Below are 25,481 nucleotides of genomic sequence, written 5' to 3'. Positions count from 1 at the left end.
CATGGACGTGCTGAGCAGCAGGGTGCTGATCCACCCGAAGGACCTCGAGGTGTCGACGGCGTTCTACCGGGACACCCTGGGCTTGGCGATCGACAAGGAGTTCCCCGGCGGGACGGTGTTCTTCGCCGGGAACGGGTCGATCGAGATCGTCGGTACCGGGAAGACCGGCCCGACCCCTGATGTCGCCTTGTGGCTCCAGGTCCGGGATTTGCCCGCGGCGCTCGCGGAGCTCGCGGCGAAGGGCTTGGAACCGGTCCGTGGGGCGCGCCGTGAACCCTGGGGGCTGGACGAAGCGTGGATCGCCGATCCGGACGGCACCAGGATCGTGCTGGTCGAGGTGCCGCGTGAGCATCCGTTGCGTACCGACCCGCGTTAGGACAGGGGCTTGATCGCGCGCAGCTGAGCGGCGAGCGAGGCGCCGAAGCCCGGCGGGTCCCAGGTCCAGGTCTGCAGGTCTGTGAAGCCGGCGGCGGCCGCTTCGTCGGCCAGCTCGTGCCGGGACACCGGCAGCCACTTCTCGTGCGAAGACAGCAGCAGCCTGCCGCCTGGCCGCAGCACGCGGAACAGCTCGGCGAAACCGGCCGCCCGGTCATCCCACAGCTGCACGTTGTTGACGCTCAGGATCACGTCGACGCTCTCGTCAGGCTCACCGGTGGAGTCCGCGGAGCCGCGCCGTAGCTCGACCTTGTCGCCGCAGCGGCGGCGGGAGCGGGCGAGCATCTCCGGGGAGGGGTCGACGCCGACCGCCCGGCCCGCGCGTTCGGCCGCGGCCTGGAGGCCGACTCCCGGGCCGGGGCCCACGACCAGCGCGGTTTCGCCGGACTCGATCGACGCCAGTTCAACGATGCGAAGTTCGGTGGCGGCGTTGCCGTGCGCCATCGCCAGGCCGCCGAACCGGCCGAGCAATCCCCTGGGATGGCCGAACGTGCGATCGAGCATTTGGGACAGTGAAGTACTCATACTTCGAGGGCACCACAGCTCACCACGGGCCGCATCGGGGATGACCCCCACTCGCACCCGGAGCGGCATGGGACCATAGAGGTGGCACACCCCGACCTTCGCGAGGAAACCCGTTGACGACGTTCGCCGACACGACCTTCACGCCCCCGGAGCTCATCCGGAACTTCTGCATCATCGCGCACATCGACCACGGCAAGTCGACCCTGGCCGACCGGATGCTGCAGCTCACCGGCGTGGTCGAGGAACGGGCCATGCGGGCTCAGTACCTCGATCGAATGGACATCGAGCGGGAACGCGGGATCACCATCAAGGCGCAGAACGTGCGCCTGCCCTGGAAGGTCGACGGGCAGGACCACGTCCTGCACATGATCGACACGCCGGGCCACGTCGACTTCACCTACGAGGTCTCCCGCGCGCTCGAGGCGTGTGAAGGCGCCGTCCTGCTGGTCGACGCCGCGCAGGGGATCGAGGCGCAGACGCTCGCCAACCTGTACCTCGCGCTGGAGAACAACCTCCAGATCATCCCGGTGCTCAACAAGATCGACCTGCCGTCGGCGGATCCGGACAAGTACGCCGCCGAGCTCGCGCACATCATCGGCTGCGAGCCCTCGGACGTGCTGCGTGTGTCGGCCAAGACCGGCGTCGGCGTCGGCGACCTGCTCGACGCGGTGGTGAAGCAGGTGCCCGCGCCGGAGGGTGACGCCGACGCTCCGGCACGGGCGATGATCTTCGACTCGGTGTACGACACCTACCGGGGCGTCGTGACCTACATCAGGGTCGTCGACGGCAAGATCACGCCGCGCGAGCGGATCAAGATGATGTCCACCGGCGCCACCCACGAACTCCTCGAAGTGGGGATCATCTCGCCGGAGCCCAAGCCCAGCAAGGGGCTGGGTGTGGGCGAGGTGGGCTATCTCATCACCGGGGTGAAGGACGTCCGGCAGTCGAAGGTCGGTGACACCGTCACCTCCGAGCGCCAGGGCGCGAAGGAGCCGCTCGCCGGTTACCGCGAGCCGAAGCCGATGGTCTACTCCGGCCTGTACCCGGTGGACGGTTCGGACTACCCGGACCTGCGCGAGGCCTTGGACAAGCTGCAGCTCAACGACGCCGCGCTGGACTACGAGCCCGAGACGTCGGTGGCGCTCGGCTTCGGCTTTCGCTGTGGCTTCCTCGGCCTGCTGCACCTGGAGATCACCCGCGACCGGCTGGAGCGCGAGTTCGGTCTCGACCTGATCTCCACCGCGCCGAACGTGGTCTACGACGTGGTGCTGGACGACGGCAAGGAGATCCACGTCACCAACCCGTCGGACTGGCCGACCGGGAACAAGATCGACAAGGTGCTCGAGCCGGTCAGCAAGGTGAGCATCCTGGCGCCGTCGGAGTTCATCGGCACGATCATGGAGCTGTGCCAGAACAAGCGCGGTGTACTGCTCGGCATGGACTACCTGTCCGAGGACCGGGTCGAACTGCGGTACAACCTGCCGCTGGGCGAGATCATCTTCGACTTCTTCGACACGCTGAAGTCGCGGACGCGCGGGTACGCGTCGCTGGATTACGAAGAGGCCGGCGCGCAGGCGGCGGATCTGGTCAAGGTGGACATCCTGCTTCAGGGCGAGGGTGTCGACGCGTTCTCCGCGATCGTGCACAAGGACGACGCCTACAACTACGGCAACCGCATGGTGAACCGGCTTCGCGAGCTGATCCCGCGGCAGAACTTCGAGGTGCCGATCCAGGCCGCCATCGGCGCCCGCATCATCGCCCGCGAGACCATTCGCGCGATCCGCAAGGACGTGCTCGCGAAGTGCTACGGCGGTGACATCTCGCGTAAGCGCAAGCTGCTGGAAAAGCAGAAGGAAGGCAAGAAGCGGATGAAGACCGTCGGCCGGGTCGAAGTCCCGCAGGAAGCCTTCGTCGCCGCGCTGTCCACAGAGGACTCAGGCAAGAAGAAGCAGTAACGGCAGAAGAAAAGGCCGCCCGGATCGTGATCCGGGCGGCCTTTTCGCGTCAGCGGTTCCCGCTGATGCGGTTCGCCGTGACGAAGACGGCGACGCGGCGTTCGGCGGCCATCACGCGGTCGTACTCGTCCCAGTCGTCGTGGGTCCCGGTCGCCGCGATGAACACCTCGCGCAGCAACTTGGGGAGCCCGCTCGGGTCGAAGTCCGGGTCCGGGTCGTCCGGGCCGATGAGGTGGACGGTGCCCTGGACCGCCGCCCATTCCCAGCCGCGGCGGAAGGTGATCGTGGCGTGGCCCGCCTGGCGGAAAAGCTCGAGTTTCTTCGCCCCGCCCACCGCGACGAAACCGACCCCCGGCGCTTTCGTGACCGGGTCTTCGATCACCCCGGCGTTCACCACCGACGAGTGCACGGTGCCGTCCGCGCGGACCGTCGAGACGGTCGCGAGTCCGTTTTCGCGCAAGGAAAGAGTGCGGACGAGTTCGAGATCAGCGGCCATGGACCCACCGTAGCCCGCCCGGCCGGTGCAAGGGGCCGAGCGGGGCGAGCGGAGGGGCTCAGCAGGCTCCGTTGTCGCGCCAGACGCCCCATTGGCCGCCCGCGCCGGGTTCTTCACCCTGTGTCCACCACTGTGCCGTCCACTTGTGCCCGTTGTGGGAGACGGTGGCCCCGCCGGTGTACACGGAAGCGCGGTCCCACGCCGGGAGCGAACAGGTGCCCGGGTTGCCGGATCCCGTTTCCCAAGGCACCTGGCTCGACGCGTAGTAGCCGATGCCCTGTGCCTGCCAGCGCGGAGCCTGTGCGCCGAGGCGTACCCGGAAGGCGTTCCAGTCGTGGGTCGACCACGGAGACCAGCCGAGTTCGGCGTGCGCCGGGAGCCGCGGGAAGGCGAGGTAGTCGATGTTCGCCGGAGTCACCACGGTTTCGGTCCACAGCGGGGATTCGACGCCGCGGACTGCGGATTCGGGGACACCGGAGAGGTAGGCGCCCGGGTTCCAGTTGTAGGCGTCCTGGACCTCGATGTAGCCCGCCCACGAGAGCCCGATCGGCGTGCTGGAGTTGTACTTCATGTCCAGGTACGCCTTGTTCGCCGGCGACAGGATCACCTTGCTGCCGCGGGCGACGGCGTTGGAGACCTCCGTGCTGGAGGTCGTCGTGCCCCAGAACTGCGGGGTCGCCGTGGCGGGCAGGGTGGCCTTGCCGATCTCGTGCCAGCCGACGACCTGTTTGCCCGCGGCCGCCACCATCGGCAGCACCCGGTTCATGAACGTGCGGTAGTCCGCGTCGCTGGTGGCCTGGGCTTCGTCGCCGCCGAGGTGGAAGTACGGCCCGGGGGTCAGTGCGGCGATCTCCCGGATTACGTCGTTGACGAAGGTGTAGGTGATCTCTTTCGAGATGCAGAGCGAGCTGTAGCCGACGGCGGTGTCGGTGCGCAGCGGGGGAGCGGTGTTGTTGCAGTTCAGTTCGGCGTACGACGCCTGGGCGGCGTTGGTGTGCCCGGGCATGTCGATCTCCGGGATGACCGTGATGAACCGCGAAGCCGCGTAGTTCACGATCTCCGTGTACTGGGCCTTGGTGTAGTAGCCACCGGCGCCGCCGCCGACCTGGGTGCTGCCGCCGTAGGTGGCCAGCCGCGGCCAGCTGTCGATCTGGATCCGCCAGCCCTGGTCGTCGGCCAGGTGCAGGTGCAGATTGTTGATCTTGTACTGCGCCAGCTGGTCGATGTACCGCTTGACCGTGGCGACCGGGTGGAAGTGCCGGGCGACGTCGAGCATCGCGCCGCGGTAGCCGAAGCGCGGGTAGTCCAGGATGTCGGCGCCCGGGATCGTCCAGGGGCCCTGCTGCACCGTGGAGCTTTCGATCTTGCCGGGCAGCAACTGCCGCAGTGTCTGTACGCCGCCGAAGAGGCCTTGCGCCGTCGTCGCGCGGAGGACGACCGAAGCTGACGTCGAGTTCAGTTGGTAGCCCTGATCGCCGACGCGGGCATCGGCGCCGGACAGCAGGAGCGAGATGCCGTCGGTGGGCGTGCCCGACGGTGCGTCGGCGACGGGCAGGGGAAAGCCGGTGGAGGTGCGGAAGACCCCGGCGAGGTAGTCGCCGACGGCTTTGGCCTGCGCCGAGCCGGTCTGGGTGTAGATCTTGGTGTTCGCGGTCAGGGCGTAGTCGGATCCGGTGACCGCTCGGGCCGAGACCGGGACCGGGACGATCGCCTGCAGCGGCGGGGTGGCCGCGTCGGCGACGGGGGCGGCTGCGGTGGTGACGCCGGCGAGCAGCGTCACCCCGACGACGGCGCGGCTCAGCCGCGCTCTCAAGGTCTTCACCGGGGCCTCCAGGGGGACAGGGAACGTGACCCGCGTCACGGCCGGTTCAGAGCGTCGCATTTTCTGCGTTAAAGGTCTAGACCACCCTGGGTGAACCTTGGAGTGACTTGAACGTCACATACCGTGTCGTCGCGAGCGGACTATCGTCGGATTCGTGTTCGAAGATCTGCGTTTTCCCGTGATCGCGGCCCCGATGGCGGGCGGGCCGACCACTCCCGAGCTCGTCGCCGCGGTGACCGCGGCGGGCGGATTCGGTTTCCTGGCGGGGGGCTATCTGAGCGCCGATGTCCTCGCGGACCGGATCGCGAAGACGGCCGAACTCACCGGTGAGCCGTTCGGCGTGAACCTCTTCGTTCCGGGTGAGGCAGCAGAGGCTGATCTCGGCGGACACATCGAGCGCTGGCGCGCGGAGGCCGAACGCCACGGCGTCGAGCCCGGCGAGCCGAACTGGGATGACGACGCCTATGGCGCGAAGCTCGAGGTCGTCCTGGAGCGGAAGGTTCCGGTCGTTTCCTTCACCTTCGGTACGCCCTCGCCCGCAGACGTGGAACGCTTGCACGCCAACGGGAGCAAGGTGGCGGTCACCGTCACCAGCCCGGCGGAAGCCGATCAGGCGGTGGCGGTCGGCGCGGACGCGCTGGTGGTCCAGGGATTCGAAGCCGGGGCGCATCGAGGGCTCTACGTTGACGAGCCCGGAGCGGAAGGCGGGGGTGCGCAGTACGGCGTGCTCAGCCTGCTCCGCCTGATCTCCGCGCGGACGGACTTGCCGCTCGTCGCGACCGGCGGGCTCGTGCACGGCGCCGACATCGCGGCGGTGCTGGCGGCGGGTGCCGTCGCGGCGCAGCTGGGCACCGCGTTCCTGCGGGCGGACGAGGCCGGGACGCAGCCCGCGCATCGGCAGGCGCTCGCGGACGGAGGCAGGCCGACGGCGTTCACCAGGGCGTTCAGCGGACGCCCCGCCCGGTCACTGGTCAACCGCGCGGTCGCGGACTTCTCGGCCACCGCGCCGTCGGCGTATCCGCAGGTCAACAATCTGACCAAACCGATCCGCGCGGCGGCGGGCAAGGCGGGCGATCCCGAGATCATGTCCCTCTACGCGGGACAGACCTACGAACTCGCGGGCTCCGGCCCGGCGGCGTCGATCGTCGAACGCCTCCAGACCGAAGCCCGCGAAGCCACTACGCGTTTGAGTCGTCTCCGCTGACCTGCTTCGCGTCGCCGTTGTTCGCGTTCATCGCGGAGTGACGGCGGCTGTAGGCGAAGTAGATGATCAGGCCGAGGCCGAACCAGGCCGCGAACCGCAGCCAGGTGTGGTAGTTCAGGAACGTGATCAGCCAGATCGAGAAGACGATGCCGATGATCGGCACGATCGGCATGCCCGGGGTCTTGAACGTCCGCGGCAGGTCCGGCTGCTTGTAGCGCAGCACGATCACCGCGACGCAGACGACGACGAACGCGAGCAGGATGCCGATGTTCGTCAGTTCCGCGGCCTCACCGATGGGGAGCAGCCCGGCGATGATCGCCGACGCGATGCCGAGCACCCAGGTCATCCGGCTCGGCACCTTGCGCACCGGGTGGGTCTTGCTGAACCACTTCGGCAGCAGGCCGTCGCGGCTCATCGAGTAGCCGACGCGGCTCGCGCCCATGAGGAAGGTGAACAGCACGGTGGTGATACCGATGATCGCGCCGACCGCGATGATCAGGCCGAGCCACTTCATCCCGACGCCCGCGAAGGCGCTGGAGAAGGCGGCTTCGCTGTCGATGTCCTTGTAGTTCACCATCCCGGTCAGGACCAGGCAGGCCAGCACGTAGAGCACCATCGAGATGGCGAGCGAGTAGATGATCGCCTTCGGCATGTGCTTCTGGGAGTCGGTCGATTCCTCGGCCGCGGTGGACATGGCGTCGTAGCCGAAAACAGCGAAGAAGACCGTCGCGGCTCCGGCGAACGCGCCGCTGAGGCCGAACGGGAAGAAGTTCGAGTAGTTGTCGGTGTTGATGTGGAAGACGCCGACGACGATCACCAGCAGGACAAGGCCGACCTTCAGATAGACCAGCAGCGTCTCGAACCGGGCGGCGTTCTTCATGCCCTGGTTGAGAATGAAGGCGATCAGCAGGCACAGCAGGACGGCGAACAGGTTGATCTTGTAGGAGCCTGCCGCGACGTCGGCCTTTTCGGTGCCGGGGGCGCCCAGCATCCAGACCGGGAGGTTGATGTCGAGGTAGCCCAGCAGCTCGTTGAAGTAGCCGGAGATGCCGATCGCGACCACCGCGACGATCGCGGTGTACTCCAGCAGGAGATCCCAGCCGATGAACCAGCCGACGATCTCGCCCAGCACGGTGTACCCGTAGGTGTACGCGGATCCGGCGCGGGGGATCAACCCGGCGAACTCGGCGTAGGAGAACGCGGCGGCGGCGCTGGCGATGCCCGCGATGAGGAAGGAGATGAGCACGGCAGGGCCGGCCTTCTCGTTCGCGACCGCGCCGGCCAGGGAGAAGATCCCCGCGCCGATGATCCCGCCGACCCCGATCGCGGTCAGCTGGCGCAGGCCCAGCGTGCGCTGGAGCCCACCGCCGCCGTCACTGAGTTCTTGGATCTGCTCGATCGGTTTGCGGCGGAATATCCCGGATCCCGAGCCCAGGCTGCGCGGTGCGGACATCGTCGTCTCCCAACAGTTGGTGCTTTTCGGACTGGGTCACAGTCCGAGAGGCACCGTAGCGGGAGTCGGGACATCGCACCTATCCGGCGACGGTGTCCTCGCTCACTTCGGCGGCGACGCGGGCGGCGATCTTCGACGGCCTGGACGCGCCGGCGGAGAAGTAGGTGAGCAGTTCCGAGATCTCGACGGGGTCGTCCAGCTGCGGGCAGTGCCCCCAGTCCTCGCGCACCATCAGCCTGCTGTGCGGGACCAGCGCGTGCAGCTGCCGTCCGGAGGCGGCGCTGACCAGTTTGTCCTTGCCACAGACGACCACCAGGAGCGGGACGCGGATTTCTTCGAGCCGGTACGCGTCCGCCAGCTCTTCGACCAGTTGCCGCGCCTGTTCGAGCCGGGTGGTGGTGGAGCGGTAGTCCGGGAACAGCGAGGTGAACCGGCGCACCTGCTCGGCGTCCGCGGCGGTCGCGTTGGCGTACAGCAGCCGGGGGACGACCTGCTCGGCGACGGCGCGCACGAGGAAGCCGGGGATCGGCAGCGGAAGAGCCGAGTACATCCGCAGCGGCAGCGGATAGCGGGCCACGGTGCGGATGAGCCAGCTGTCCACGAAACCGGGTGCGGCGATCGAGACCACGCCCGCGACCGGGAGCCGGTGGTTCTCCGCGGCGCGCAGGCTCATCGTGCCGCCGAGCGAGTTGCCGGCGAGTACGACCGTGCCGAGGACGGCCTGTTCCTTGATGACGGCCGCGGTGAACGCGTCCAGCTGCGGCAGCATCGAGCCCGGCCGCAGTGGCTGAGCGTCACCGAATCCGGGCAGATCGACCGCGACCGCCGGAACACCGGCGGCCGCGAGCAGCTCCAGGACCGGGCGCCAGGTGTCGGCGCTGTCGCAATAGCCGTGCAGCAGCACCAGCCGCGGCGCCGTCGGCTTGGCGTGCGCGCGTGCGGCCGCGCGCTTGCCGAGCACCCGCCGGGGAGCGCGGTCGGCCGATTCCACCGGTTGCGGCCCGACTTCGAGAACTCTGGTGCGAACGCCGGCGTACCGCCGGAACGAGACGCGGATCGGGTCGGTGTCCGTGGTGGTCCGGCCCCCGGGGTCCGCCGGTTCGGGCCGCTGCGATGCGGTCATCTTTCCAGGCTAACCGCGAGAGGTCGGATTTTGGTCGAACTTTGGTCGTGAAAAGCTCCCTGAGTCATAACGTTCTTGACACTTGACAAGACTGCGAAATGACTGGTTGACCTGGGGGGAACGCGCGGACGTGCGCTTGTGTGCGCGCTTGATCACCGCGAGGGGGGCGCTCACCCCTCCGATCAATGCGTGAAGACGACCTTGCCGGAAGTTTCCCCGTCGAGCATGTTCTTAAACCCGGTTTCGGCTTCCGCGAACGGCAGTTCGGCGCCGATCTGCGGGCGCACCCCGGTGAGCTCCAGGTAAGCGAGGAGATCGGTCAGTTCGTCCCTGGTCCCCATCGTCGAACCCGCGATACGCAGTTGCAGAAAGAACACGCGCTGCAACTCCGCGTGAGCGTCCGGACCGCTGGTCGACCCCGAGACAACGATGATCCCGCCCGGTTTGAGCGACTTCACCGAATGGGACCAGGTCGCCTTCCCGACGGTTTCGAAGACCGCGTCGACCCGCTCCGGCAGGCGCGCGCCGGACTCAAAGGTCTGATGTGCGCCCAAGCTCTCGGCCAGCGCACGCTTCTCTTCGCTACGCCCGGTCACCCAAACCCGGAATCCGGCCGCACGCCCGAGTTGCACGAGGGCGGTCGACACGCCGCCGGAGGCGCCCTGGACGAGCATCGTCTGTCCCGGCCGCAGCCCGGACTTCACGAAAAGCATCCGGTAAGCGGTCAGCCACGCCGTACCCATGGTCGCGGCTTCCGCGAAGGTCAGGCCCGACGGCTTCGGCACGACGTTGCGGGCCGGAACCACGACCTGCTCGGCGAAGGTGCCCTGGTGCTTCTCGGTGAGCAGGGTGCGTTTCGGGTCGAGGGTGTCGTCGCCCTGCCAGCCGGGGGCGTTGATCACCGAGTGGATGACGACCTCGGTGCCGTCGTCGAGGGTGCCCGCGCCGTCGCAGCCAAGGATCATCGGGAACTGCTCGGGTTTGATGCCGACGCCGCGCAGCGTCCACAGGTCGTGCATGTTGAGGCTGGCGGCCTTGACGTTGACCCGCACCCAGCCTTCGGGCGCGTCGGGTTCGGGTCGCTCGCCGATCACGAGCGAGTCCAGCGGCTTTTCGGCGTTGGGTTCGGAAGCGTAAACGGCGAACATGTCAGCAACCTACATGGCCTGACCGGCGGTGGCAGTGGGTGCGAGCGTAGGCTCACACTCGTGTTCAACGGGCTTGCAGACTGGTGGGACGGCGTCGAGTTGTGGCTCGCGCAGGCCCCGTTTCCCGTGCAGTTCGTGCTGGTCATGGCGGTCGTCGTACCGCTGTGCCTGGTCGCCGCTTGGGTGCTCGATTCGGTCTTCGGCAAGGTCGCCCGGCTCTTCGGCACGGCCCGCGATGCGAACGACTCCGACCGGCCCTCCTAAGCTGGCACACCATGTTCAACCGTAGGCGGATCACCGCCGCCCTGATCGGCCTGATCGTGCTGGTGCTCGCAGGCTGGTTCGTCAAGGACGGCATCAGCGGTGACGACACGAAGAGTGCTCCGGCGAGTTCGTCCGCTTCGGCGGCGCCGTCGGGCGACGCCGCGAGCCAGGCGAAGGGCAAGGTCGCGGGTGCGGACTCCGGTCTTCCGGTCAAACCGCTCACGGGACTTCCCCCGCAGGCGTCCGACACCTGGAAGCTCATCCAGGCGGGCGGGCCGTACCCGTATCCGCGCAACGACGACGTGACCTTCCAGAACCGGGAAAAGGTCCTGCCTGCCAAGGCTTCCGGTTACTACCGGGAGTACACGGTCAAGACGCCGGGCAGCCAGGATCGGGGAGCGCGGCGGATGGTGACCGGCTCCGGCAAGGAGCTGTACTACACCGAGGACCACTACAAGTCCTTCGTCGTAGTGGACCCCAGCCGATGAGCGCGGCGAAGGAAGCGGCGGACAAGGCGTTCGCCCGCGGAGCGCGTCCGCACCTTATCGACGGCGGCAAGACGGTCGACAAGGCTTCGACACTCGACGCGATCGCGGAGGCGTTGTCCTTCCCTGACTACTTCGGGAAGAACCTCGACGCGCTCTACGACTGCCTCACCGACCTGTCCTGGCTCGCGCCGGGTGAGCACGTGCTGATCTGGACCGGTTCCTCGCTGCTCAAGGAGCGCGACCCGAAGGCGTACTTGGCCGTCCGCAGCGTGCTTTCCGACGCGCAGCGGGCGCTGGGGCCGTCCGGTGAGCGGACGGACTCCCGGCGCCTCACCGTCGTCCTGCCCGACTGAGGCTCAGCTTTCGGGCACCCAGTTCGGTTTGCGCTTCTGCGCGAAGGCCGTGATGCCTTCCTGGCCCTCTTCGCTCGCGAAGAAGCCGGCGGACAGTTTGTTCATGGCCTCGAAGCCTTCGCTCGGTGTCGCCGGGCGAGGCTTGCTGAGCAGTTCCTTCGTCGCCGCGAGCGCTTTCGGCCCGCCGAGGGCGAGCGCCTTGACGTAGCGGGCGACCTCGCCGTCGAGTTCGCCGGCGGAGACGGCCGAGTTCAGCAGGCCGATCTCGACGGCGCGCTTCGCGTCGAAGGTGTCACCGGTCAGGAACAGTTCGTGGGCGGCGCGGGCGTTGAGCCGCGGCAGCACGGTCAGCGAGATGACAGCGGGCACGACGCCGATCCGCACCTCGGAGAAGGCGAAGGTCGCTTCGGTGACGGCCACGGCGATGTCGGTCGCGGCCACCATGCCGATCCCGCCCGCCCGTGCGGGGCCCGCCAGCTTCGCCACGACAGGTTTGGGGCTGGTCCACAGCTGCTCGAGGATCTTCGGGAACTCGTTGACGCCCTGGGCGCCCGCGCCGGCGCCGCGGGCCTCCTTGAGATCCATTCCCGCGCAGAACACCGGGCCGGTGTGGGTGAGCACGATGACCCGCACGGCGTCGTCCGCCCGTGCCTTGTCCAGCGATTCGCTCAGTTCACGTCGCAGCTGGGCGGAGAGCGCGTTGCGGTTGTGCGGGGAGTCCAAGGTGATCGTGGCGGTGCCGCCCACCACGTCGTAGTGCACCAGTTCGTCAGCCATGCCTCACCTTCGCATGGGCGAAGTCGGGCCGGGCAGTGGCCTGCGCCACCATCTCCTGCGACGGTGGCGCAGGCACGGGTCAGCCGATCGTCGTCGTGGTGAAGGTCGGGCTCGGGTTCGGGAAGCACGACGTCGGGGCGGAGACGTCGAAACCGGCGCTGACCACGGCGGTGAACGTCAGGCCCGGGTCGGCGTAGCTGGAGCCGCCCAGCTTCGTCTCGATGGTGCCGGACGAGCCGGCGGTGAGGTGCGCCGTCACGGTCGGCAGTTCGAACGTCGAACCGCCGGCGATCGGGCCGGGGAAGCTCAGCGTCGCGACGCTGCCGGACACGGTGATCTTCGGCGGGGTCGAGCCGATGCCGGAGCCGCCGGCGAGGTCGGCGCTCACCCAGGTCGAGTTCGCCGGGATCGGGATCTTCAGGGAGAAGTCCTTGATCTGCTTGACCTGGTAGCCGCTGACCTCGGCCGGGACGGTGTTCGGTGCCGGGTCGATGACGATGTCGAGCGCGGCGCCGGGAGCGACCGTGGCAGGCGCGGTGACGTCGGCGTCCTGGTTCAGCTTGAGGTACTTGTTGCCGACGAGCGGCGGCTTCGCCTCGCAGTCGAAGACGACGGTGGTCGCCGCCGAAGCCGGCGCGGCGAGACCGACGAGCGGGACGAGCACGGCCGACGCGCAGACGAGGGCACGGATGGCAGCCTTCATGTTCCACCTACCTGGGGGTTCGATGGGGGAGAGAGGGAGCTGCGCAGCGATTAGAGAGTTACCGGCAAGTTAAGTAACTCGTCAAGAAATCTCCGTTCCCATGCGCGAGGCGTGACGGAACTGGGAACGAGACCCTCCGAAAATCGGTATCAAGCGCCCGAACGGGACGAGCCCGCTCTACTGTGCCGATGAACGACTGTGCCGATGAATGATCAGGCGGCGAGCCGGGCGGCGGCGACGTCGTAGCGGTCCAGGACGAGTCCGGCGATCCGCGGATCCGGCCCCAGCGGTCCGGCGACGACCACCGACGGGTCGGCTTCGCGGGCCAGCCGCGCGATCCGGTCCGGCAACAGCCCCGGCGCGAGGAACCAGCCCGCGACCGCGAGCCGCTGTGCGCCGTTGAGCCGCAACCGCGCGATGGCGGTGGGAACGTCCGGCTGCGCGGCGCTCGCGAACGCGGGGGTGGCGAGCAGCCCGCGGCGCAACTGCCAGCGGGTGGTGATCCCGGCGACCGCGTCGTTCGCCGCGACGTTCGACGAGCCGACACCCGCCAGCAGGACACCCAGCCCCGGATCGTCCAGATCGGCGCCGGCCTCGGCGAGCCGGTCCAGCGCGACCGTCTCGATCAGCGGGTCGATGCCCAGCACCCCGGATACCCGCACGTCGAGGCCAGGGCAGTCCGCGGTCACCTCGGCGACGAGCGCGGGGAGATCGACCCGGGCGTGGTACGCGACGCCGAGCAGCAAGGGCACCACGACGACCTCGCGATGCCCCTCGGCGTACAACCCGCGCAGGGCATCGGTGAGCAGCGGTTCCGAGAGATCCAGAAAGGACTCACGGATGTCGAGACCCGGCGCCAGCCCGCGGGAAACGTCGAGCAGGGCGCGGATGGTCGCGGCGGACCGCGGATCGCGGCTGCCGTGGGCGACCGCGACCAGTGGCGGAGTGAGGCTTGGGGTCATGCGAACCTTTCGCCGACGAGTCCGGCCGCCAGTGTATCGCCGTCCTTCGGGTCGATGACCAGGAAAGCGCCCGTCCGCGGGCTGACGCCGTAGTCGTCCACCCCGATCTCCTCGGCCAGCCGCAGCGTGACCCGGCCGATGTCGTTGAGTTCCAACGTGCCCGGATCGTCCACACTGGACAGGGCCTGCTCGTCGAAGCGGGCGTGGAGTTCGCCGACGAGTGCCTGCACCGTCCGCGCCCCGTGCTTCACGAGCACCCGGGCGCCCGGCTTCAGCGCCTTGGCCGAGAGCCAGCACAGGGTCGCGGTGATCTCGTCCGTCACCGTCGGCTGCCGGTCGGCGGCGGCGATCAGGTCGCCCCGCGAGATGTCGACGTCGTCCGTGAGCAACAGGGTCACCGAGGTACCGGCGCCGGCCTCGGCGAGCGGCCCGTCGGCGGTGTCGATGGCTTCCACCCGGCTGCGGATGCCTTGCGGGAGAACGACGATCTCGTCGCCCGGCCGGACGGTGCCCGCCGCGATCTGCCCCGCGTACCCGCGGTAGTCGGGGTGGTCGGCCGTGCGCGGCCGGATCACGTACTGCACCGGGAAGCGGAACGCCGAATCGTGCGGATCCGGCGCCACCGGCACGGTTTCCAGATGCTCCAGCAGGGTCGGGCCGGAGTACCACGGGGTCTTGTCCGACTTCTCCGCCACGTTGTCGCCCACCAGCGCCGAAACCGGCACCGCGAGCACGGAACCCCGTTCGTAGCCCAGGGAGGCGGCGTGCTCGGCGAATTCCTCGGCGATCACGGTGAACGTCGCTTCGTCGTAGCCGACGAGGTCGATCTTGTTCACCGCCAGCACCAGGTTCGGGACGCCCAGCAGGGCGAGCACCGCGGCGTGACGGCGGGTCTGCTCGATGACGCCCTTGCGTGCGTCGACCAGCAGCACGGCCAGTTGCGCGGTGGACGCCCCGGTCACCGTGTTCCGCGTGTACTGTACGTGGCCCGGCGTGTCCGCGAGCACGAAACTGCGCTTCGGCGTCGCGAAGTACCGGTACGCCACGTCGATCGTGATGCCCTGCTCGCGTTCCGAGCGAAGGCCGTCCACGAGCAGCGAGAGGTCCGGAGTGGACAGTCCTTTGTCGACACTGGCACGAGTGACCGCGTCCAGCTGGTCGGCGAGCACGGATTTGGTGTCGTACAGGAGCCGTCCGACCAGGGTCGACTTCCCGTCGTCCACACTGCCCGCGGTCGCGAGCCTGAGGAGGCTGGACATCAGAAGTACCCTTCCCGCTTGCGGTCTTCCATCGCCGCCTCCGACATCCGGTCGTCGGCGCGGGTGGCGCCGCGTTCGGTGAGCCGGGAGGCCGAGACCTCGGCGATGACCTCGTCCACCGTGGCGGCGGTCGATTCGATGGCGCCCGTGCACGAACCGTCGCCGACGGTCCGGTAGCGCACGGTCAGTTCCTTGACGACCTCGTCCGGCCGCGGCCCGCCCCACGGACCTTCGGCGAGCCACATGCCGTCGCGCTGGTAGACCTCGCGCCGATGCGCGTAGTAGATCGACGGCAGTTCGACCTTCTCCCGCGCGATGTAGTTCCAGACGTCCGCTTCGGTCCAGTTGGACAGCGGGAAGACGCGGACCTGTTCGCCGGGGCGGTGCCGGCCGTTGTAGAGGTTCCACAGTTCGGGGCGCTGCCGCCGGGGGTCCCACTGGCCGAAGGAGTTGCGGAGACTGAAGATCCGCTCCTTGGCGCGGGCACGTTCCTCGTCGCGGCGTCCGCCGCCGAAGACGGCGTCGAACTTGTTCTCGGCGATCGTGTCGAGCAGTGGCGTGGTCTGCAACGGATTGCGCATCCCGTCGGCGCGCTCCTCGAGCCTGCCGTCGTCGATCCAGTCCTGGACCTTCGCCACGACCAGCCGGAGCCCGTGCTGCTCGACGACCCGGTCGCGGAAGTCGATGACCTCGTCGAAGTTGTGCCCGGTGTCCACATGCAGCAACGGGAACGGCACCGGCGCGGGCCAGAACGCCTTGATCGCCAGATGCAGCAGCAGCGTCGAGTCTTTGCCGCCGGAGAACAGGATCACCGGCCGGTCGAACTCTCCCGCCACCTCGCGGAAGATGTGGATGGCCTCGGATTCCAGCGCCGCCAGGTTGTCCTGTGCCGCGGCCGCGACCGGTTCGAGCGTGGTCATGTCGTCCCTTCTCACCCGTGCAAGCCGCACTCGGTCTTGCCCTGCCCGGCCCACCGGCCGCTGCGCGGGTCCTGGCCCGGAGCGACCTTGGCGGTGCACGGCGCGCAGCCGATCGACAGATAACCGATGGACACCAACGGGTTCTCGAGGATCCCGTGCTCGTCGATGTAGTCCCTGAACTCGTCGTCGGACCACGGCGCGATCGGGTTGATCTTCACCAGTCCGTTGCGGTCGTCCCAGGTGACGATCGGGGTGTTCGCGCGGGTCGGCGCGTCGACGCGGCGGACGCCGGTCACCCACGCCGAGTACTTCGCGAGCGTGTTCCGCAGCGGCACGACCTTGCGGAGCTGGCAGCACTGGTTCGGGTCGCGCTCGTGCAGCTTCGGGCCGTACTCGGCGTCCTGTTCGGCGACGCTCTGCGCGGCCTCGGCGTTGACGATCCGCACCCCCGGGTACACCGCCTGCACCGCGTCACGGGTGCCGATGGTCTCCGGGAAGTGGTAGCCGGTCTGCAGGAACAGGACGTCGACGTCGGGTTTGACCTGGGTGGCCAGATCGACGAGGACGGCGTCCTGCATGTTCGACGCGACGATGAAGTCGTCGCCGAAGGTCTCCGCGGTCCAGCGCAGGGCCTCGGTCGCGGTCGCCTCCGCGAGCTCCTTCGAGGCCCGTTCGGCGAGCGTCTTGTAGTCGGCAGTGGCGGTCATCCTGGTGACACCTCCGGAAAGGACAGTCCGAGGAACTTCACGGTGAAGACCCGGCGGCAGCCCGAGCACAGCCAGGAGCCGCCCTCTTCGGGCCGCAGGTCTTCATCGCCACAGAAAGGGCAGTGGTACGGGGTCGCGCGCTCGGTCATTGCAAGACGCCCTCGTCGGCCCGCAGGACCCACTGGGCGAACCGCTCGCCGGGTTCGCGGCCGGCGATGTACGCCCGCACGACCCGTTCGACGTACGCGGTCAGCTCCGACGCGGTCACCTTGTGCCCGCGCAGTTTCCGGCCGAATCCGGCGTCGAGGCCGAGCCCGCCGCCGAGGTGCACCTGGAAGCCTTCGACCTGGTTGCCGTCCTCATCGGTGACGATCTGGCCCTTGAGCCCGATGTCGGCGGTCTGGACCCGGGCGCAGGAGTTGGGGCAGCCGTTGAGGTGCACGGTCACCGGGTTCTCGATCTCGGCCTGGATGTCGGCGAGGCGCTTCTCGAGTTCGGTGACGAGTTCGATCGCGCGGGCCTTCGTCTCGACGATCGCGAGCTTGCAGAACTCCAGTCCGGTGCACGCCATGATCCCGCGCCGCCACGGCGAAGGCTCGCTCTGAAGGCCGAGGTCGGCCAGTTCGGTCTTCAGCCCGTTCACCTCGGCCTCGGGAACGTCGAGGACCACGAGCTTCTGGTGCGGGGTCAGGCGGACGCGGTTCGACCCGGCCCGCTCGGCGGCCTTGGCGACCGCCAGCAGGGTGGCCCCGGAGACGCGGCCGGCGACCGGCGCGGCGCCCACGTAGAACTTCCCGTCGATCTGCGGGTGGACGCCGACGTGGTCGATCTGGGTGGCGGGCACCTCGGGTGCCGGGCCGTCGGTCAGCTTGCGCTTGAGGTACTCGTCTTCCAGCACCTGGCGGAACTTCGCGACACCCCAGTCCTTCACCAGGAACTTGATCCGGGCGCGGGCGCGCAGCCGCCGGTAGCCGTAGTCGCGGAAGACGCTGATCACGCCTTCCCAGACGTCGGGGACCTCGTCGAGGGAGACCCAGGCGCCCAGCCGCTGCCCGATCATCGGGTTGGTGGACAGGCCGCCACCGACCCAGACGTCGAAACCGGGGCCGTGTTCGGGGTGGTTCACGCCGACGAAGGCGACGTCGTTGATCTCGTGCGCGACGTCCTGCTGCCCGGAGACCGCGGTCTTGAACTTGCGCGGCAGGTTCGAGTAGCGCGGGTCGCCGATGTAGCGGCGTTTGATCTCGTCGATCGCGGGCGTGCCGTCGATGATCTCGTCGGCGGCGATGCCGGCGACGGGGGAGCCGAGGATGACACGCGGGCTGTCGCCGCAGGCCTCCATCGTGGTCATCCCGGCCTTCTCCAGCTTCGCCCAGATCGTCGGGACGTCCTCGATCTGGATCCAGTGGTACTGGATGTTCTGCCGGTCGGTGATGTCGGCGGTGTCGCGCGCGTGGGTCTGCGAGATCTCGGCGAGCACGGCCAGCTGGTCGGTGGTCAGGGCGCCGCCGTCGAGCCGGACCCGCAGCATGAAGTAGCGGTCGTCGAGCTCCTCGGGCTCCAGCGTCGCCGTGCGGCCGCCGTCGATCCCCGGCTTGCGCTGGGTGTAGAGACCGAACCAGCGGAACCGGCCGCGGAGGTCACCCGGGTCGATGGAATCGAAGCCGCCGCGGGCGTAGATGTTCTCGATCCGGGCACGGACGTTGAGCGGGTTGTCGTCCTTCTTGGACCGCTCGTTGGGGTTCAGCGGCTCGCGGTAGCCCAAAGCCCACTGTCCCTCGCCCCGTTTCTGTTTCACCCGGGGCGTGCGGGCAGGGGTTTCGCGCGTGGGCGACGACATGGGAGTCCTCCGGCAGATCGTGGTGGTGGCGGGGAGTCAGCGGTTCGTCGCACAGAGCGCGCTCGCCACACGACGGAGATCCACGTGGCGGCGTGCCACGAGGGTGATTCCGGCGCGGGTCATTGATTCAGCGTGCCACGCGCCCACTATGTGGTCCAGGCCGGTCCGAATGCTGGGAACGTTGTCCGAACTTGGCTGTATTCGCAGGTCAGAGGCATGCTTTGGAGGTCAAGCCCGGGTTCGCGACCGGGCATTGTGACGCAGAACGCGCACGGCTCAAGAAGGCAGGACGCGGTCCACGATGACCCGGATGACCTCCTCGTCGGTGACGTCCGCGAGGACCTCCGGCAGGGTCAGCCGTTCGACGGTGAGCCCGGTCAGCGCGAGGTACATCAGCAGGACTTCGGCGCGCCCGCCCGGCATTCCCGCCGCGACGTGCCAGTCGACGCTCATGTCGATGCCCTCGCGGATGGTCTTGGTCAGTTCGGCCGAAAGATCCGGGCGCCGGGTGGCTTCGAGCCTGAGCTCCAGCAGTGCGAGATAGGGCTCGCGGTGGGCGGTCAGCCGCCCCATGAGCTCGCCGAGCAGGACACCGACCCGGTCGCGGGACGGCGTCTCGGCCTGCGGGTTCGCCATCACGTCGGCCGGCGCCGACAGCCGTTCGTGCACGCGGACGCCGACCTCGCCGAGCAGCTGGTCCCGGTTGCGGAAGTAGTTGGACGTCGTTCCCGGCGGGACATCCGCTTCGACGTCCACGGCGCGATAGGTGAGTCCGCGTGCGCCTTCACGGGCGAGGACGGTGATCGCGGCGTCGGTGAGCGCGGTCCGGCGCTCCGGGTTCTGTCGCATCGGAACATTCTCCTTGCCTCAGTCAAACCACTATGCTTATAGTACTACGCATCAAGTGGTAAACAACTGGGAGGAAACACCAGATGCAACTCAGCGGTTTCGGTGCCTGTGTGCTCGTCGACGACATCGCCGAGACCACCGCCTGGTGGAAGCGGCACATGCAGTTGACGGTGACGATCGAGCTCGACTGGTTCTCCAGCCTCAACGTCGGAGTCCCCGGCTATGAAATGAGCTTCGCGAAGCGTGGTCACAAGGCCACGCCGGAGCCGTGGCGGGCGCAGGAAGCGGCCGGTTCCATGGTCGGCTTCGTGGTCGCCGACGCGGCGGCCGAATACGAGCGGCTGCGCGAAGAGGGGGTCAAGATCGTCACCGAACTCGTGGACGAGGAATTCGGCCAGCGGCACTTCTACATCGAGGACCTGAACGGCTTCCTGATCGACATCATCGAGGTGATCCCGCCGTCGCCGGAGTGGCTGGCCGCCAACGGGTTGGCCTGATACCGCTTCGGGTGAGTGAGGCCGCGATGGTGCTGGCGTCCCTGCTGTTCGCGGGACGTCCGGGGACACCTGTTCCAGATGGTGCTCGTCGAGGTGGCCATGAGCCGCGACGCCGTCTCGGACGAACACGGTGACTGGTCGGTGGACCACGTGGTCAACGACTATTCGTTGAGCATGGAGACCCTGGTCTGGGTGCGGTTCGAGGACGGCACCCGCTCCACCTCGGTCAAGGTGCGCATCGCCGACCGGTAGCTCGTTCGTGAAGGCCTCTTTCCCCGGGGAAGGAGGCCTTCACCGCGTGGGGGACACTGGGGTGTGCCCGCGTTGCTGCCCGAAACCACCACGCCCGTCGAGTCCGCGCTCCCCGAGAGCGCGCTGGAAGGGCTCGGCACCCGGCCGTTCGGCGTCTACGTGCACGTCCCTTTCTGCGCGACCCGCTGCGGCTACTGCGACTTCAACACCTACACCGCCGGAGAGCTGGACAGCGGTTCGTCGCCGCAGTCCTGGCTCGAAGGCCTCAAGCGCGAGTTCGACCTGGCCGCGCGCGTGCTGGGGAAGCCGCCCGCGGTCGACACCGTCTTCGTCGGCGGTGGCACCCCGTCCCTCCTCGGCGCCGAAGGTCTCCGAAGCGTCCTCGACGCCGTTCGCGACACCTTCGGGCTCGCGCCGGACGCCGAAGTGACGACGGAGTCCAATCCGGAGTCCACCTCGCCCGAGTTCTTCGCGGGCATCCGTGACGCCGGGTACAACCGGATATCGCTCGGAATGCAGTCGGCCGCACAGCACGTGCTGAAGATCCTCGATCGCGTGCACACCCCGGGCCGCCCGGTCGCGGCCGCCGAAGAGGCCCGCGCCGCGGGGTTCGAGCACGTCAACCTCGACGTCATCTACGGCACGCCGGGGGAGCGGATCGAAGACCTCCAGGCTTCGCTGGACGCGGTGCTGGCGGCCGGCGTCGACCACGTCTCGGCGTACGCGCTGATCGTCGAAGAGGGCACCGCGCTCGCCCGCCGCATCCGCCGCGGCGAACTGCCCGCGCCGGACGACGACGTGCTCGCCGCCGACTACGAGATGATCGACCGCGTCCTCGCTTCGGCCGGACTGCGCTGGTACGAGGTGTCCAACTGGGCGACCTCGGAAGAAGCCCGCTGCCGGCACAACATCGGTTACTGGCGCGGCGGCGACTGGTGGGGAGCCGGACCCGGCGCGCACAGCCACGTCGGCGGCGTCCGCTGGTGGAACGTCAAGCATCCGGCGCGCTACGCCGCGTCCCTGGCGGCAGGGGAGTCGCCCGCCGCGGGCCGCGAACTGCTGACCGGCGAGGATCGGCATCTGGAACGCGTGATGCTGGAACTCCGGCTGTCCGAAGGACTTCCGCTCGACGCCCTCGACGACGACGGCCGGGCCGAAGCCCGGGTCGCCGCCGCCGAAGGGCTACTCGATCAGTCCGCTTTGGACGGTCAGGAGCGTGCCGTGCTGACCGACCGCGGGCGGTTGCTGGCGGACGGTCTGGTGCGACGGCTCACGTGAGCTGAAGAGCGCGTTGCGAAAGCCACTTTCGCAACCTTCAACGTCGCGAAAGTGGCTTTCGCGACATGCGCCGCCTACCTGAGTCCCAGTGCCCGGTCCACCCACCGGCCCACCGGCAGCGCCACCACGATCGCCGCCAGCACCAGGTGCACCAGCATGAACACGACCGCGACCGGAACGCTCGGCGGTCCGCCGAGGAACACGATCATATGCGACGCCCACTTCAGCTCGGTCGGTTTCGTCCCGGCCGCCCAGACGTCGTTGAGCGCCCAGAACGTCAGGTCGTTCGCGCCCGAGATCACCACGAGGATCGCCGCGATCCCGGTTTTGAGCACGTTCGCGGTCCGGCCGCCGCCCAGCCGGTACGCCATCAGCCCGAACAGGACGATGAACGTCACGATGAACAGTTCGAACTGGTACACCGGCTGGAAGGCGTCCTCGTCGGTGGCGGCGTTCCTGGCGAACGCCTGGATCCGCATGATCAGTTCGGTGTCCAAATAGGACATGTAGACGAACACCGCGAGCACGATCAGCGCCGGACCCGCTTTGGTGCGCGGGAAGAGCGCCACCGTGGCGACCGCGAACACGAACGGGCACAGCTTGAACGCCCAGTCCACGACGTTGTCGAGCGTCTGGTCCGGAGGCAGGATCACCATGATCAGCAGCGTGGTCACCACGGCCGGGACGGCCGCAATCAGCCACAACCATTTGCGTCGCCGGTAAAGCGCGGGAATCCAGCCGTCGGTGTCGGGCAAGGTCGCGGTCACAGGTCGTCCTTCTCTGCCCAGAACGGCCCGAGGGCGAGCGCGTCGACGTCGGTCTTCAGGTAGCAGGCCACCGCGTCGGCCGGGCCGGCGACGATCGGTTCGTTGTTGTCGTTGAACGAGGTGTTGACCACCATCGGCACACCGGTGAGCTTCTCGAACTCGCTGATCATCCGGTAATACAACGGATTGTCCGTTTCGCTCACCGTCTGCACACGGGCGGTCCCGTCGACGTGGGTGATGGCCGGGACCTCGTCGCGTTTGTCCGGCAGGACGTCGAACACCAGCAGCATCACCGGTGACGGGTAGTCGCTGACGAACCAGTCGCCCGCGCGTTCCGCCAGGCATGACGGGGCGAACGGCCGGAACGCCTCGCGGTGTTTGACCTTCTCGTTCATCCGCGTCTTCGAGTCGGGGTCACGCGGGTCGGCCACCAGCGAACGGTTGCCGAGTGCGCGCGGCCCGCATTCCATCCTGCCCTGCACCCAGCCGATGATCTTGCCCTCGGAGATCTTCTTCGCCGTGTGTGCGGCGATGTCGTCGACCTTGGTGTAGCGGACCCCGGCGTCCTGCAGTGCCAGTTCCATCTCCGCCTCGGTGTAGTCCGGGCCGGTGTAGGTATAGCCGTCGCGGGGGCGCGGCTTGCCGTATTTGCTGACCGACACCTCCAGCGCCGAACCGAGCGCGCAGCCGTCGTCGGCCGCCGCGGGCTGGGCGAAGAAGTCCTCGAACGGGGTTTCCAGCAGGATCCGCCCGTTCATCACGCTGTTCAGCGCGACACCACCCGCGACGCACAGCCGCCGCGACCCGGTTTCCCGCTGTAGCCAGCGCGCGAGGTGCAGTCCGGCTTCCTCCAGAGTGACCTGCAGCGCGTAGGCGACGTCGCAGTAGTGCTGCGGCACCGGGTTCTCCGCGGTGACCCGGGTCTTGGGCCGCGCCGGGCCGAACAGGTCGGTGAACTTCTTCGACATCACGTGCTTGCCGGTGCGATGGTGGCCGAAGAAGCTCAGGTCGAGCTCGTACCCGCCATCGTCGTCGAGGTGGATCAGCTGCTTGAACGCGTCGACGTAGGTGTCGTTGCCGAGCGGCGCCAGCCCCATGATCTTGCCTTCGTCACGGGTGGGGTAGAAGCCGAGGTACCCGGTGACGCCGGCATACATCGCGCCGAGCGAATGCGGGAACTTGATCCGCCGGAGGTCGATGATCCGGTTTCCCTTGCCGTGTCCCAGATAGGTCGCGGTCCCGTCGCTGCCGATGCCGTCGAAGGTGAGCACCGCCGACTCTTCCCACGGCGAGATGAAGTACCCGCTGGCGGCGTGTGCCTTGTGATGGTCGACCAGATGCGTCTTGAATTTCGTCGGGCCGGTCCAGCCCACGGCCTCCTTCACATCGCGTTCGAGGGTGAAGGACCGCTTGATGTGCGCGAGCACCGCGCCGCCGACGTGATAGTCGTCGACGCCCTTGCCGCCACCGGTCTTGAACGTCTCCACCATGCCCGCGGAGGAGCCGCCCTCGTCACCGTTCTGGTTGCGGAAGACCTCCAGCGTCGCCGGGAAGTACTTCGCGAACACCTTCGCCGCGTGGATGCCTTCGCGCCAGCGCTGCCAGTAGTAGGCGACATGGTCGACGTCGGCGAGAGTGATCCCGCCGCGCTCCAGGCAGAACTTGATCGCCTCCGCGGGGAAGTCCCCGTCGTGCTTCTTGCGAGTGAAGCGTTCTTCTTCGGCGAAAGCGATGATCTCGCCGTCGCGCACGAGCGCGGCCGCCGAGTCGTGGACCCTGCTGATTCCCAGTACGTACATGTTCCTTCTCCAGTGCGACGTTCAGAGTTCGGGGTGGTGGCGGCGCAGCAGCCGCCGGAGCACGGCCGCCCGCGTGCCGATGGCGAAGACGAGGGCGGCGAAGCCGCCGACCGGCCCCATCGCCGGGACGAGCGCGGCGGCGGCCAGCGGGGTGGCGACCAGACCGGCGATCGAGGCGGACGCGGTGAGCGTGAGGACCTTGCTGTTGGTGTTCTCGATCAGGAAGCCCGCGTAGAGCCGCACGGCGAACAGCACGGTTTCGACCAGGACGAAGACACAGAGGACCACATAGGCGCCGGTGGTGTCTTCGGCGGTCAGCACGGCGCGAGCCGCCGGGATCACCAGACCGACGCCCACCAGGACGAGGAAGGCGAGCGCGCCCCGTTCGACCAGTTTCAGCAGTTCGACCGCACGGGCCCGGCCCGCCGCCGCCCCGCTTCCACGCAGCCGGGCGGAAATAGCCGGCTGGTGCACCCGGAGCTGATAGAACAGCAGCGAGCAGAACGCGCTGCCGGCCAGCAAGGCGACGTAAAACGGTCCACTGTCGACGGTGCGTCCCGCCAGCGCCAGCACACCGAACACCGACGACGTCGCGAGGACGTCCAGTACCTCGGTCATCCCGAGCAGTACGGTGGTCCGGCCGAACGCGGGCCAGAGCCGGTGCCCGTCGATCCTTTCCACCCGGAGCCATTTCTTCGGCAGCAGCGCCGCGGAGCAGCCGAGGATGAGCAGGATCCCGCCGAGCAGCAGACCGAGATGCGTCAGGGGCGGCCAGCGGACGAACCAGGTGCCCACCGTCACCGCGCCGACCACCAGCGCGCCCGCGGTGAACGCCAGCGCGTCCAAAGTGGACTTGCCGTTGAACCGGTGCAGGCCGGAGACGGTCATCAGCAGGCCACCGGAGATCGACCAGCCCGCGGCCGTCAGGTACAGCGCGGCGTCCGAGTCCGGCGCGACGATCAGCGCGACCGCCATCGCCGCCAGTACCACCAGCACCGGGACGACGGCGACGCGGACGGCCAGCGCCGCGACCGCGTCCCGCGTCATCCGCAGCCGGGGCAGGCATTTCAACGCCGACTTCTCCGCCGCGGACGGCACGAAGTTGAGCCAGGTCATCAGCCCGAGCGCGGTGGCGAACCGGCCGTAGTCGTGCGCACCCCACGCGGTGACCAGCACCAGGCCCATCGCCTGGATCGCCAGCCGGAAGACGCCGCGCCCGGCGAGCAGCCGGAGCACCATCGACGGCTTCGGCGCCGTGATCGGCGCGGCACCGGTGAGTGAGGTTCCGGTCAAGGGAGCGGTACCGCCATTCCCTGCTCGTCGAGCAGGAACTTCAGCGTGCCGCGCAACTCGTCCTCCGCCGCGAGCACCTCGGGCACGGTCGGCGCCGAAAGCACGGCGTACCCCATCTTGTAGCCGGCCTGCTCGTACGGTTTGACGTAGGAATCCTGCTCCGCGAACAGTTCCAGGTTGTGCACCGCGGGCATGGCGCGGACCTCGTCGACGCCTTCGATGCGCACGATGCGGCCGCCGCGGTCGGAGGCGAGGATGTGGATGAGCGTCGGTCGCGGGTCGCGCGGCGCGAGCACCACTTCACCGCCGGTC

General features: G+C 68.4%; 29 protein-coding genes. 9 read left to right on the top strand and 20 right to left on the bottom strand.

Annotation, left to right across the window (positions count from 1 at the left end; all coding sequences use genetic code 11):
* Window position 1: 1 nt before the first annotated feature.
* Window positions 2–376 (top strand): VOC family protein, encoded by a 375-nt coding sequence (locus ACIHAO_RS28945; protein ID WP_396563040.1) that lies wholly within the window; start codon window positions 2–4, stop codon window positions 374–376.
* Here the strand turns inward: ACIHAO_RS28945 and ACIHAO_RS28940 are convergent.
* The gene (locus ACIHAO_RS28940) at window positions 373–960 is read right to left on the bottom strand and encodes a class I SAM-dependent methyltransferase (RefSeq protein WP_396563038.1); all 588 of its coding nucleotides are present in this window, start codon (window positions 958–960) and stop codon (window positions 373–375) included. The genes ACIHAO_RS28945 and ACIHAO_RS28940 overlap by 4 nt on opposite strands.
* Window positions 961–1,073: 113 nt before the next feature.
* Between ACIHAO_RS28940 and lepA the strand changes: the two genes are divergently transcribed.
* The gene (gene lepA / locus ACIHAO_RS28935) at window positions 1,074–2,915 is read left to right on the top strand and encodes a translation elongation factor 4 (RefSeq protein WP_125785909.1); all 1,842 of its coding nucleotides are present in this window, start codon (window positions 1,074–1,076) and stop codon (window positions 2,913–2,915) included.
* 49 nt (window positions 2,916–2,964) lie between these two features.
* Here the strand turns inward: lepA and ACIHAO_RS28930 are convergent, their stop codons facing one another.
* Both ACIHAO_RS28930 and ACIHAO_RS28925 read right to left on the bottom strand, forming a co-directional pair.
* Window positions 2,965–3,411: a pyridoxamine 5'-phosphate oxidase gene (locus tag ACIHAO_RS28930; RefSeq protein WP_396563036.1), complete on the bottom strand. Its 447-nt coding sequence runs from the start codon at window positions 3,409–3,411 to the stop codon at window positions 2,965–2,967.
* Window positions 3,412–3,469: 58 nt separating this feature from the next.
* Complete coding sequence (locus tag ACIHAO_RS28925) at window positions 3,470–5,233, bottom strand: family 20 glycosylhydrolase (protein WP_396563034.1); 1,764 nt, start codon at window positions 5,231–5,233, stop codon at window positions 3,470–3,472.
* Window positions 5,234–5,387: 154 nt separating this feature from the next.
* On the opposite strand from ACIHAO_RS28925, the gene ACIHAO_RS28920 reads away from it, so the two are divergent.
* Entirely contained in the window at window positions 5,388–6,437 is a 1,050-nt protein-coding gene (locus ACIHAO_RS28920; protein ID WP_396563032.1) for an NAD(P)H-dependent flavin oxidoreductase, read from the top strand.
* Here ACIHAO_RS28920 and ACIHAO_RS28915 read toward each other — a convergent pair.
* The 3 genes from ACIHAO_RS28915 to ACIHAO_RS28905 all read right to left on the bottom strand — a co-directional run bounded on the left by ACIHAO_RS28915 (window position 6,412) and on the right by ACIHAO_RS28905 (window position 10,161).
* The gene (locus ACIHAO_RS28915) at window positions 6,412–7,890 is read right to left on the bottom strand and encodes an amino acid permease (protein WP_396563030.1); all 1,479 of its coding nucleotides are present in this window, start codon (window positions 7,888–7,890) and stop codon (window positions 6,412–6,414) included. The genes ACIHAO_RS28920 and ACIHAO_RS28915 overlap by 26 nt on opposite strands.
* Window positions 7,891–7,969: 79 nt before the next feature.
* The gene (locus ACIHAO_RS28910; RefSeq protein ID WP_396563028.1) at window positions 7,970–9,013 is read right to left on the bottom strand and encodes an alpha/beta hydrolase; all 1,044 of its coding nucleotides are present in this window, start codon (window positions 9,011–9,013) and stop codon (window positions 7,970–7,972) included.
* A 182-nt stretch (window positions 9,014–9,195) separates the two neighbouring features.
* Entirely contained in the window at window positions 9,196–10,161 is a 966-nt protein-coding gene (locus ACIHAO_RS28905) for a zinc-binding dehydrogenase (protein ID WP_396563026.1), read from the bottom strand.
* A gap of 60 nt (window positions 10,162–10,221) precedes the next feature.
* On the opposite strand from ACIHAO_RS28905, the gene ACIHAO_RS28900 reads away from it, so the two are divergent.
* Genes ACIHAO_RS28900 through ACIHAO_RS28890 form a run of 3 tightly spaced genes read left to right on the top strand, consistent with a single transcriptional unit; the run spans window position 10,222 to window position 11,266 of the window.
* Window positions 10,222–10,425: a CDP-alcohol phosphatidyltransferase family protein gene (locus tag ACIHAO_RS28900; RefSeq protein ID WP_125793178.1), complete on the top strand. Its 204-nt coding sequence runs from the start codon at window positions 10,222–10,224 to the stop codon at window positions 10,423–10,425.
* 11 nt (window positions 10,426–10,436) lie between these two features.
* The gene (locus ACIHAO_RS28895) at window positions 10,437–10,913 is read left to right on the top strand and encodes a ribonuclease domain-containing protein (protein ID WP_396563023.1); all 477 of its coding nucleotides are present in this window, start codon (window positions 10,437–10,439) and stop codon (window positions 10,911–10,913) included.
* Window positions 10,910–11,266: a barstar family protein gene (locus ACIHAO_RS28890; RefSeq protein ID WP_125793180.1), complete on the top strand. Its 357-nt coding sequence runs from the start codon at window positions 10,910–10,912 to the stop codon at window positions 11,264–11,266. The genes ACIHAO_RS28895 and ACIHAO_RS28890 overlap by 4 nt, the downstream gene beginning before the upstream one ends.
* A 3-nt stretch (window positions 11,267–11,269) precedes the next feature.
* Here ACIHAO_RS28890 and ACIHAO_RS28885 read toward each other — a convergent pair whose 3' ends face one another.
* The 10 genes from ACIHAO_RS28885 to ACIHAO_RS28840 form a co-directional block, all read right to left on the bottom strand.
* Window positions 11,270–12,043 (bottom strand): enoyl-CoA hydratase-related protein, encoded by a 774-nt coding sequence (locus tag ACIHAO_RS28885; protein ID WP_396563021.1) that lies wholly within the window; start codon window positions 12,041–12,043, stop codon window positions 11,270–11,272.
* Window positions 12,044–12,122: 79 nt separating this feature from the next.
* Window positions 12,123–12,746 carry a cyclase gene (locus ACIHAO_RS28880; RefSeq protein ID WP_125793182.1) on the bottom strand — a complete coding sequence of 208 codons (624 nt, stop codon included), beginning with the start codon at window positions 12,744–12,746 and terminating at the stop codon, window positions 12,123–12,125.
* Between the two features lie 212 nt (window positions 12,747–12,958).
* Window positions 12,959–13,708: a sirohydrochlorin chelatase gene (locus tag ACIHAO_RS28875; protein WP_396563019.1), complete on the bottom strand. Its 750-nt coding sequence runs from the start codon at window positions 13,706–13,708 to the stop codon at window positions 12,959–12,961.
* Window positions 13,705–14,967 (bottom strand): sulfate adenylyltransferase subunit 1, encoded by a 1,263-nt coding sequence (locus ACIHAO_RS28870; protein ID WP_396563017.1) that lies wholly within the window; start codon window positions 14,965–14,967, stop codon window positions 13,705–13,707. The genes ACIHAO_RS28875 and ACIHAO_RS28870 overlap by 4 nt, the downstream gene beginning before the upstream one ends.
* The gene (cysD, locus tag ACIHAO_RS28865) at window positions 14,967–15,887 is read right to left on the bottom strand and encodes a sulfate adenylyltransferase subunit CysD (RefSeq protein ID WP_125793185.1); all 921 of its coding nucleotides are present in this window, start codon (window positions 15,885–15,887) and stop codon (window positions 14,967–14,969) included. Before cysD ends, ACIHAO_RS28870 begins: the two co-directional genes overlap by 1 nt.
* A gap of 11 nt (window positions 15,888–15,898) precedes the next feature.
* The gene (locus tag ACIHAO_RS28860) at window positions 15,899–16,594 is read right to left on the bottom strand and encodes a phosphoadenylyl-sulfate reductase (RefSeq protein ID WP_396563014.1); all 696 of its coding nucleotides are present in this window, start codon (window positions 16,592–16,594) and stop codon (window positions 15,899–15,901) included.
* Complete coding sequence (locus tag ACIHAO_RS28855) at window positions 16,591–16,743, bottom strand: Insertion element protein (protein ID WP_276368387.1); 153 nt, start codon at window positions 16,741–16,743, stop codon at window positions 16,591–16,593. Before ACIHAO_RS28855 ends, ACIHAO_RS28860 begins: the two co-directional genes overlap by 4 nt.
* The gene (locus ACIHAO_RS28850; protein WP_396563012.1) at window positions 16,740–18,434 is read right to left on the bottom strand and encodes a nitrite/sulfite reductase; all 1,695 of its coding nucleotides are present in this window, start codon (window positions 18,432–18,434) and stop codon (window positions 16,740–16,742) included. The genes ACIHAO_RS28855 and ACIHAO_RS28850 overlap by 4 nt, the downstream gene beginning before the upstream one ends.
* Window positions 18,435–18,470: 36 nt before the next feature.
* Window positions 18,471–18,557 (bottom strand): putative leader peptide, encoded by an 87-nt coding sequence (locus ACIHAO_RS28845; protein WP_360907593.1) that lies wholly within the window; start codon window positions 18,555–18,557, stop codon window positions 18,471–18,473.
* Window positions 18,558–18,710: 153 nt separating this feature from the next.
* Window positions 18,711–19,283 (bottom strand): TetR/AcrR family transcriptional regulator, encoded by a 573-nt coding sequence (locus ACIHAO_RS28840; RefSeq protein WP_396563010.1) that lies wholly within the window; start codon window positions 19,281–19,283, stop codon window positions 18,711–18,713.
* A gap of 83 nt (window positions 19,284–19,366) precedes the next feature.
* Here ACIHAO_RS28840 and ACIHAO_RS28835 point away from each other — a divergent pair, with 83 nt between their 5' ends.
* The 3 genes from ACIHAO_RS28835 to hemW all read left to right on the top strand — a co-directional run bounded on the left by ACIHAO_RS28835 (window position 19,367) and on the right by hemW (window position 21,310).
* Window positions 19,367–19,780 (top strand): VOC family protein, encoded by a 414-nt coding sequence (locus ACIHAO_RS28835; protein WP_396563008.1) that lies wholly within the window; start codon window positions 19,367–19,369, stop codon window positions 19,778–19,780.
* Between the two features lie 78 nt (window positions 19,781–19,858).
* The gene (locus ACIHAO_RS28830) at window positions 19,859–20,032 is read left to right on the top strand and encodes a hypothetical protein (RefSeq protein ID WP_396563006.1); all 174 of its coding nucleotides are present in this window, start codon (window positions 19,859–19,861) and stop codon (window positions 20,030–20,032) included.
* Window positions 20,033–20,095: 63 nt separating this feature from the next.
* The gene (gene hemW / locus ACIHAO_RS28825; RefSeq protein ID WP_396563004.1) at window positions 20,096–21,310 is read left to right on the top strand and encodes a radical SAM family heme chaperone HemW; all 1,215 of its coding nucleotides are present in this window, start codon (window positions 20,096–20,098) and stop codon (window positions 21,308–21,310) included.
* A gap of 74 nt (window positions 21,311–21,384) precedes the next feature.
* On the opposite strand, the gene ACIHAO_RS28820 is transcribed toward hemW, so the two are convergent.
* From ACIHAO_RS28820 to ACIHAO_RS28805, 4 genes are read right to left on the bottom strand one after another with little or no spacing between them, the layout of a single operon-like run.
* A complete protein-coding gene (locus ACIHAO_RS28820; RefSeq protein WP_396563002.1) occupies window positions 21,385–22,077 on the bottom strand; it encodes a hypothetical protein in 693 nt (230 codons plus the stop codon).
* Window positions 22,074–23,876: a carbamoyltransferase gene (locus ACIHAO_RS28815; protein ID WP_396563000.1), complete on the bottom strand. Its 1,803-nt coding sequence runs from the start codon at window positions 23,874–23,876 to the stop codon at window positions 22,074–22,076. Before ACIHAO_RS28815 ends, ACIHAO_RS28820 begins: the two co-directional genes overlap by 4 nt.
* A gap of 21 nt (window positions 23,877–23,897) precedes the next feature.
* Entirely contained in the window at window positions 23,898–25,169 is a 1,272-nt protein-coding gene (locus tag ACIHAO_RS28810) for a hypothetical protein (RefSeq protein WP_396562998.1), read from the bottom strand.
* Window positions 25,166–25,465, bottom strand: a complete 300-nt coding sequence (locus ACIHAO_RS28805) for a hypothetical protein (RefSeq protein WP_396563188.1) — start codon at window positions 25,463–25,465, stop codon at window positions 25,166–25,168. Before ACIHAO_RS28805 ends, ACIHAO_RS28810 begins: the two co-directional genes overlap by 4 nt.
* Between the last annotated feature and the right edge of the window lie 16 nt (window positions 25,466–25,481).

Source organism: Amycolatopsis sp. NPDC052450 (assembly GCF_044547565.1).
In the GTDB taxonomy this organism is placed as follows: Bacteria; Actinomycetota; Actinomycetes; order Mycobacteriales; family Pseudonocardiaceae; genus Amycolatopsis.
This window is presented reverse-complemented; position numbering and strand designations above follow the sequence as displayed.

Coding starts and splice junctions, on each gene's coding strand:
- ACIHAO_RS28945 (WP_396563040.1), top strand. CDS start 2: ATGGACGTGCTGAGCAGCAGGGTGCTGATCCACCCGAAGGACCTCGAG.
- ACIHAO_RS28940 (WP_396563038.1), bottom strand. CDS start 960: ATGAGTACTTCACTGTCCCAAATGCTCGATCGCACGTTCGGCCATCCC.
- ACIHAO_RS28930 (WP_396563036.1), bottom strand. CDS start 3,411: ATGGCCGCTGATCTCGAACTCGTCCGCACTCTTTCCTTGCGCGAAAAC.
- ACIHAO_RS28915 (WP_396563030.1), bottom strand. CDS start 7,890: ATGTCCGCACCGCGCAGCCTGGGCTCGGGATCCGGGATATTCCGCCGC.
- ACIHAO_RS28910 (WP_396563028.1), bottom strand. CDS start 9,013: ATGACCGCATCGCAGCGGCCCGAACCGGCGGACCCCGGGGGCCGGACC.
- ACIHAO_RS28905 (WP_396563026.1), bottom strand. CDS start 10,161: ATGTTCGCCGTTTACGCTTCCGAACCCAACGCCGAAAAGCCGCTGGAC.
- ACIHAO_RS28895 (WP_396563023.1), top strand. CDS start 10,437: ATGTTCAACCGTAGGCGGATCACCGCCGCCCTGATCGGCCTGATCGTG.
- ACIHAO_RS28890 (WP_125793180.1), top strand. CDS start 10,910: ATGAGCGCGGCGAAGGAAGCGGCGGACAAGGCGTTCGCCCGCGGAGCG.
- ACIHAO_RS28885 (WP_396563021.1), bottom strand. CDS start 12,043: ATGGCTGACGAACTGGTGCACTACGACGTGGTGGGCGGCACCGCCACG.
- ACIHAO_RS28880 (WP_125793182.1), bottom strand. CDS start 12,746: ATGAAGGCTGCCATCCGTGCCCTCGTCTGCGCGTCGGCCGTGCTCGTC.
- ACIHAO_RS28875 (WP_396563019.1), bottom strand. CDS start 13,708: ATGACCCCAAGCCTCACTCCGCCACTGGTCGCGGTCGCCCACGGCAGC.
- ACIHAO_RS28870 (WP_396563017.1), bottom strand. CDS start 14,967: ATGTCCAGCCTCCTCAGGCTCGCGACCGCGGGCAGTGTGGACGACGGG.
- cysD (WP_125793185.1), bottom strand. CDS start 15,887: ATGACCACGCTCGAACCGGTCGCGGCCGCGGCACAGGACAACCTGGCG.
- ACIHAO_RS28860 (WP_396563014.1), bottom strand. CDS start 16,594: ATGACCGCCACTGCCGACTACAAGACGCTCGCCGAACGGGCCTCGAAG.
- ACIHAO_RS28855 (WP_276368387.1), bottom strand. CDS start 16,743: ATGACCGAGCGCGCGACCCCGTACCACTGCCCTTTCTGTGGCGATGAA.
- ACIHAO_RS28850 (WP_396563012.1), bottom strand. CDS start 18,434: ATGTCGTCGCCCACGCGCGAAACCCCTGCCCGCACGCCCCGGGTGAAA.
- ACIHAO_RS28845 (WP_360907593.1), bottom strand. CDS start 18,557: ATGACCCGCGCCGGAATCACCCTCGTGGCACGCCGCCACGTGGATCTC.
- ACIHAO_RS28840 (WP_396563010.1), bottom strand. CDS start 19,283: ATGCGACAGAACCCGGAGCGCCGGACCGCGCTCACCGACGCCGCGATC.
- ACIHAO_RS28835 (WP_396563008.1), top strand. CDS start 19,367: ATGCAACTCAGCGGTTTCGGTGCCTGTGTGCTCGTCGACGACATCGCC.
- ACIHAO_RS28830 (WP_396563006.1), top strand. CDS start 19,859: ATGGTGCTCGTCGAGGTGGCCATGAGCCGCGACGCCGTCTCGGACGAA.
- ACIHAO_RS28815 (WP_396563000.1), bottom strand. CDS start 23,876: ATGTACGTACTGGGAATCAGCAGGGTCCACGACTCGGCGGCCGCGCTC.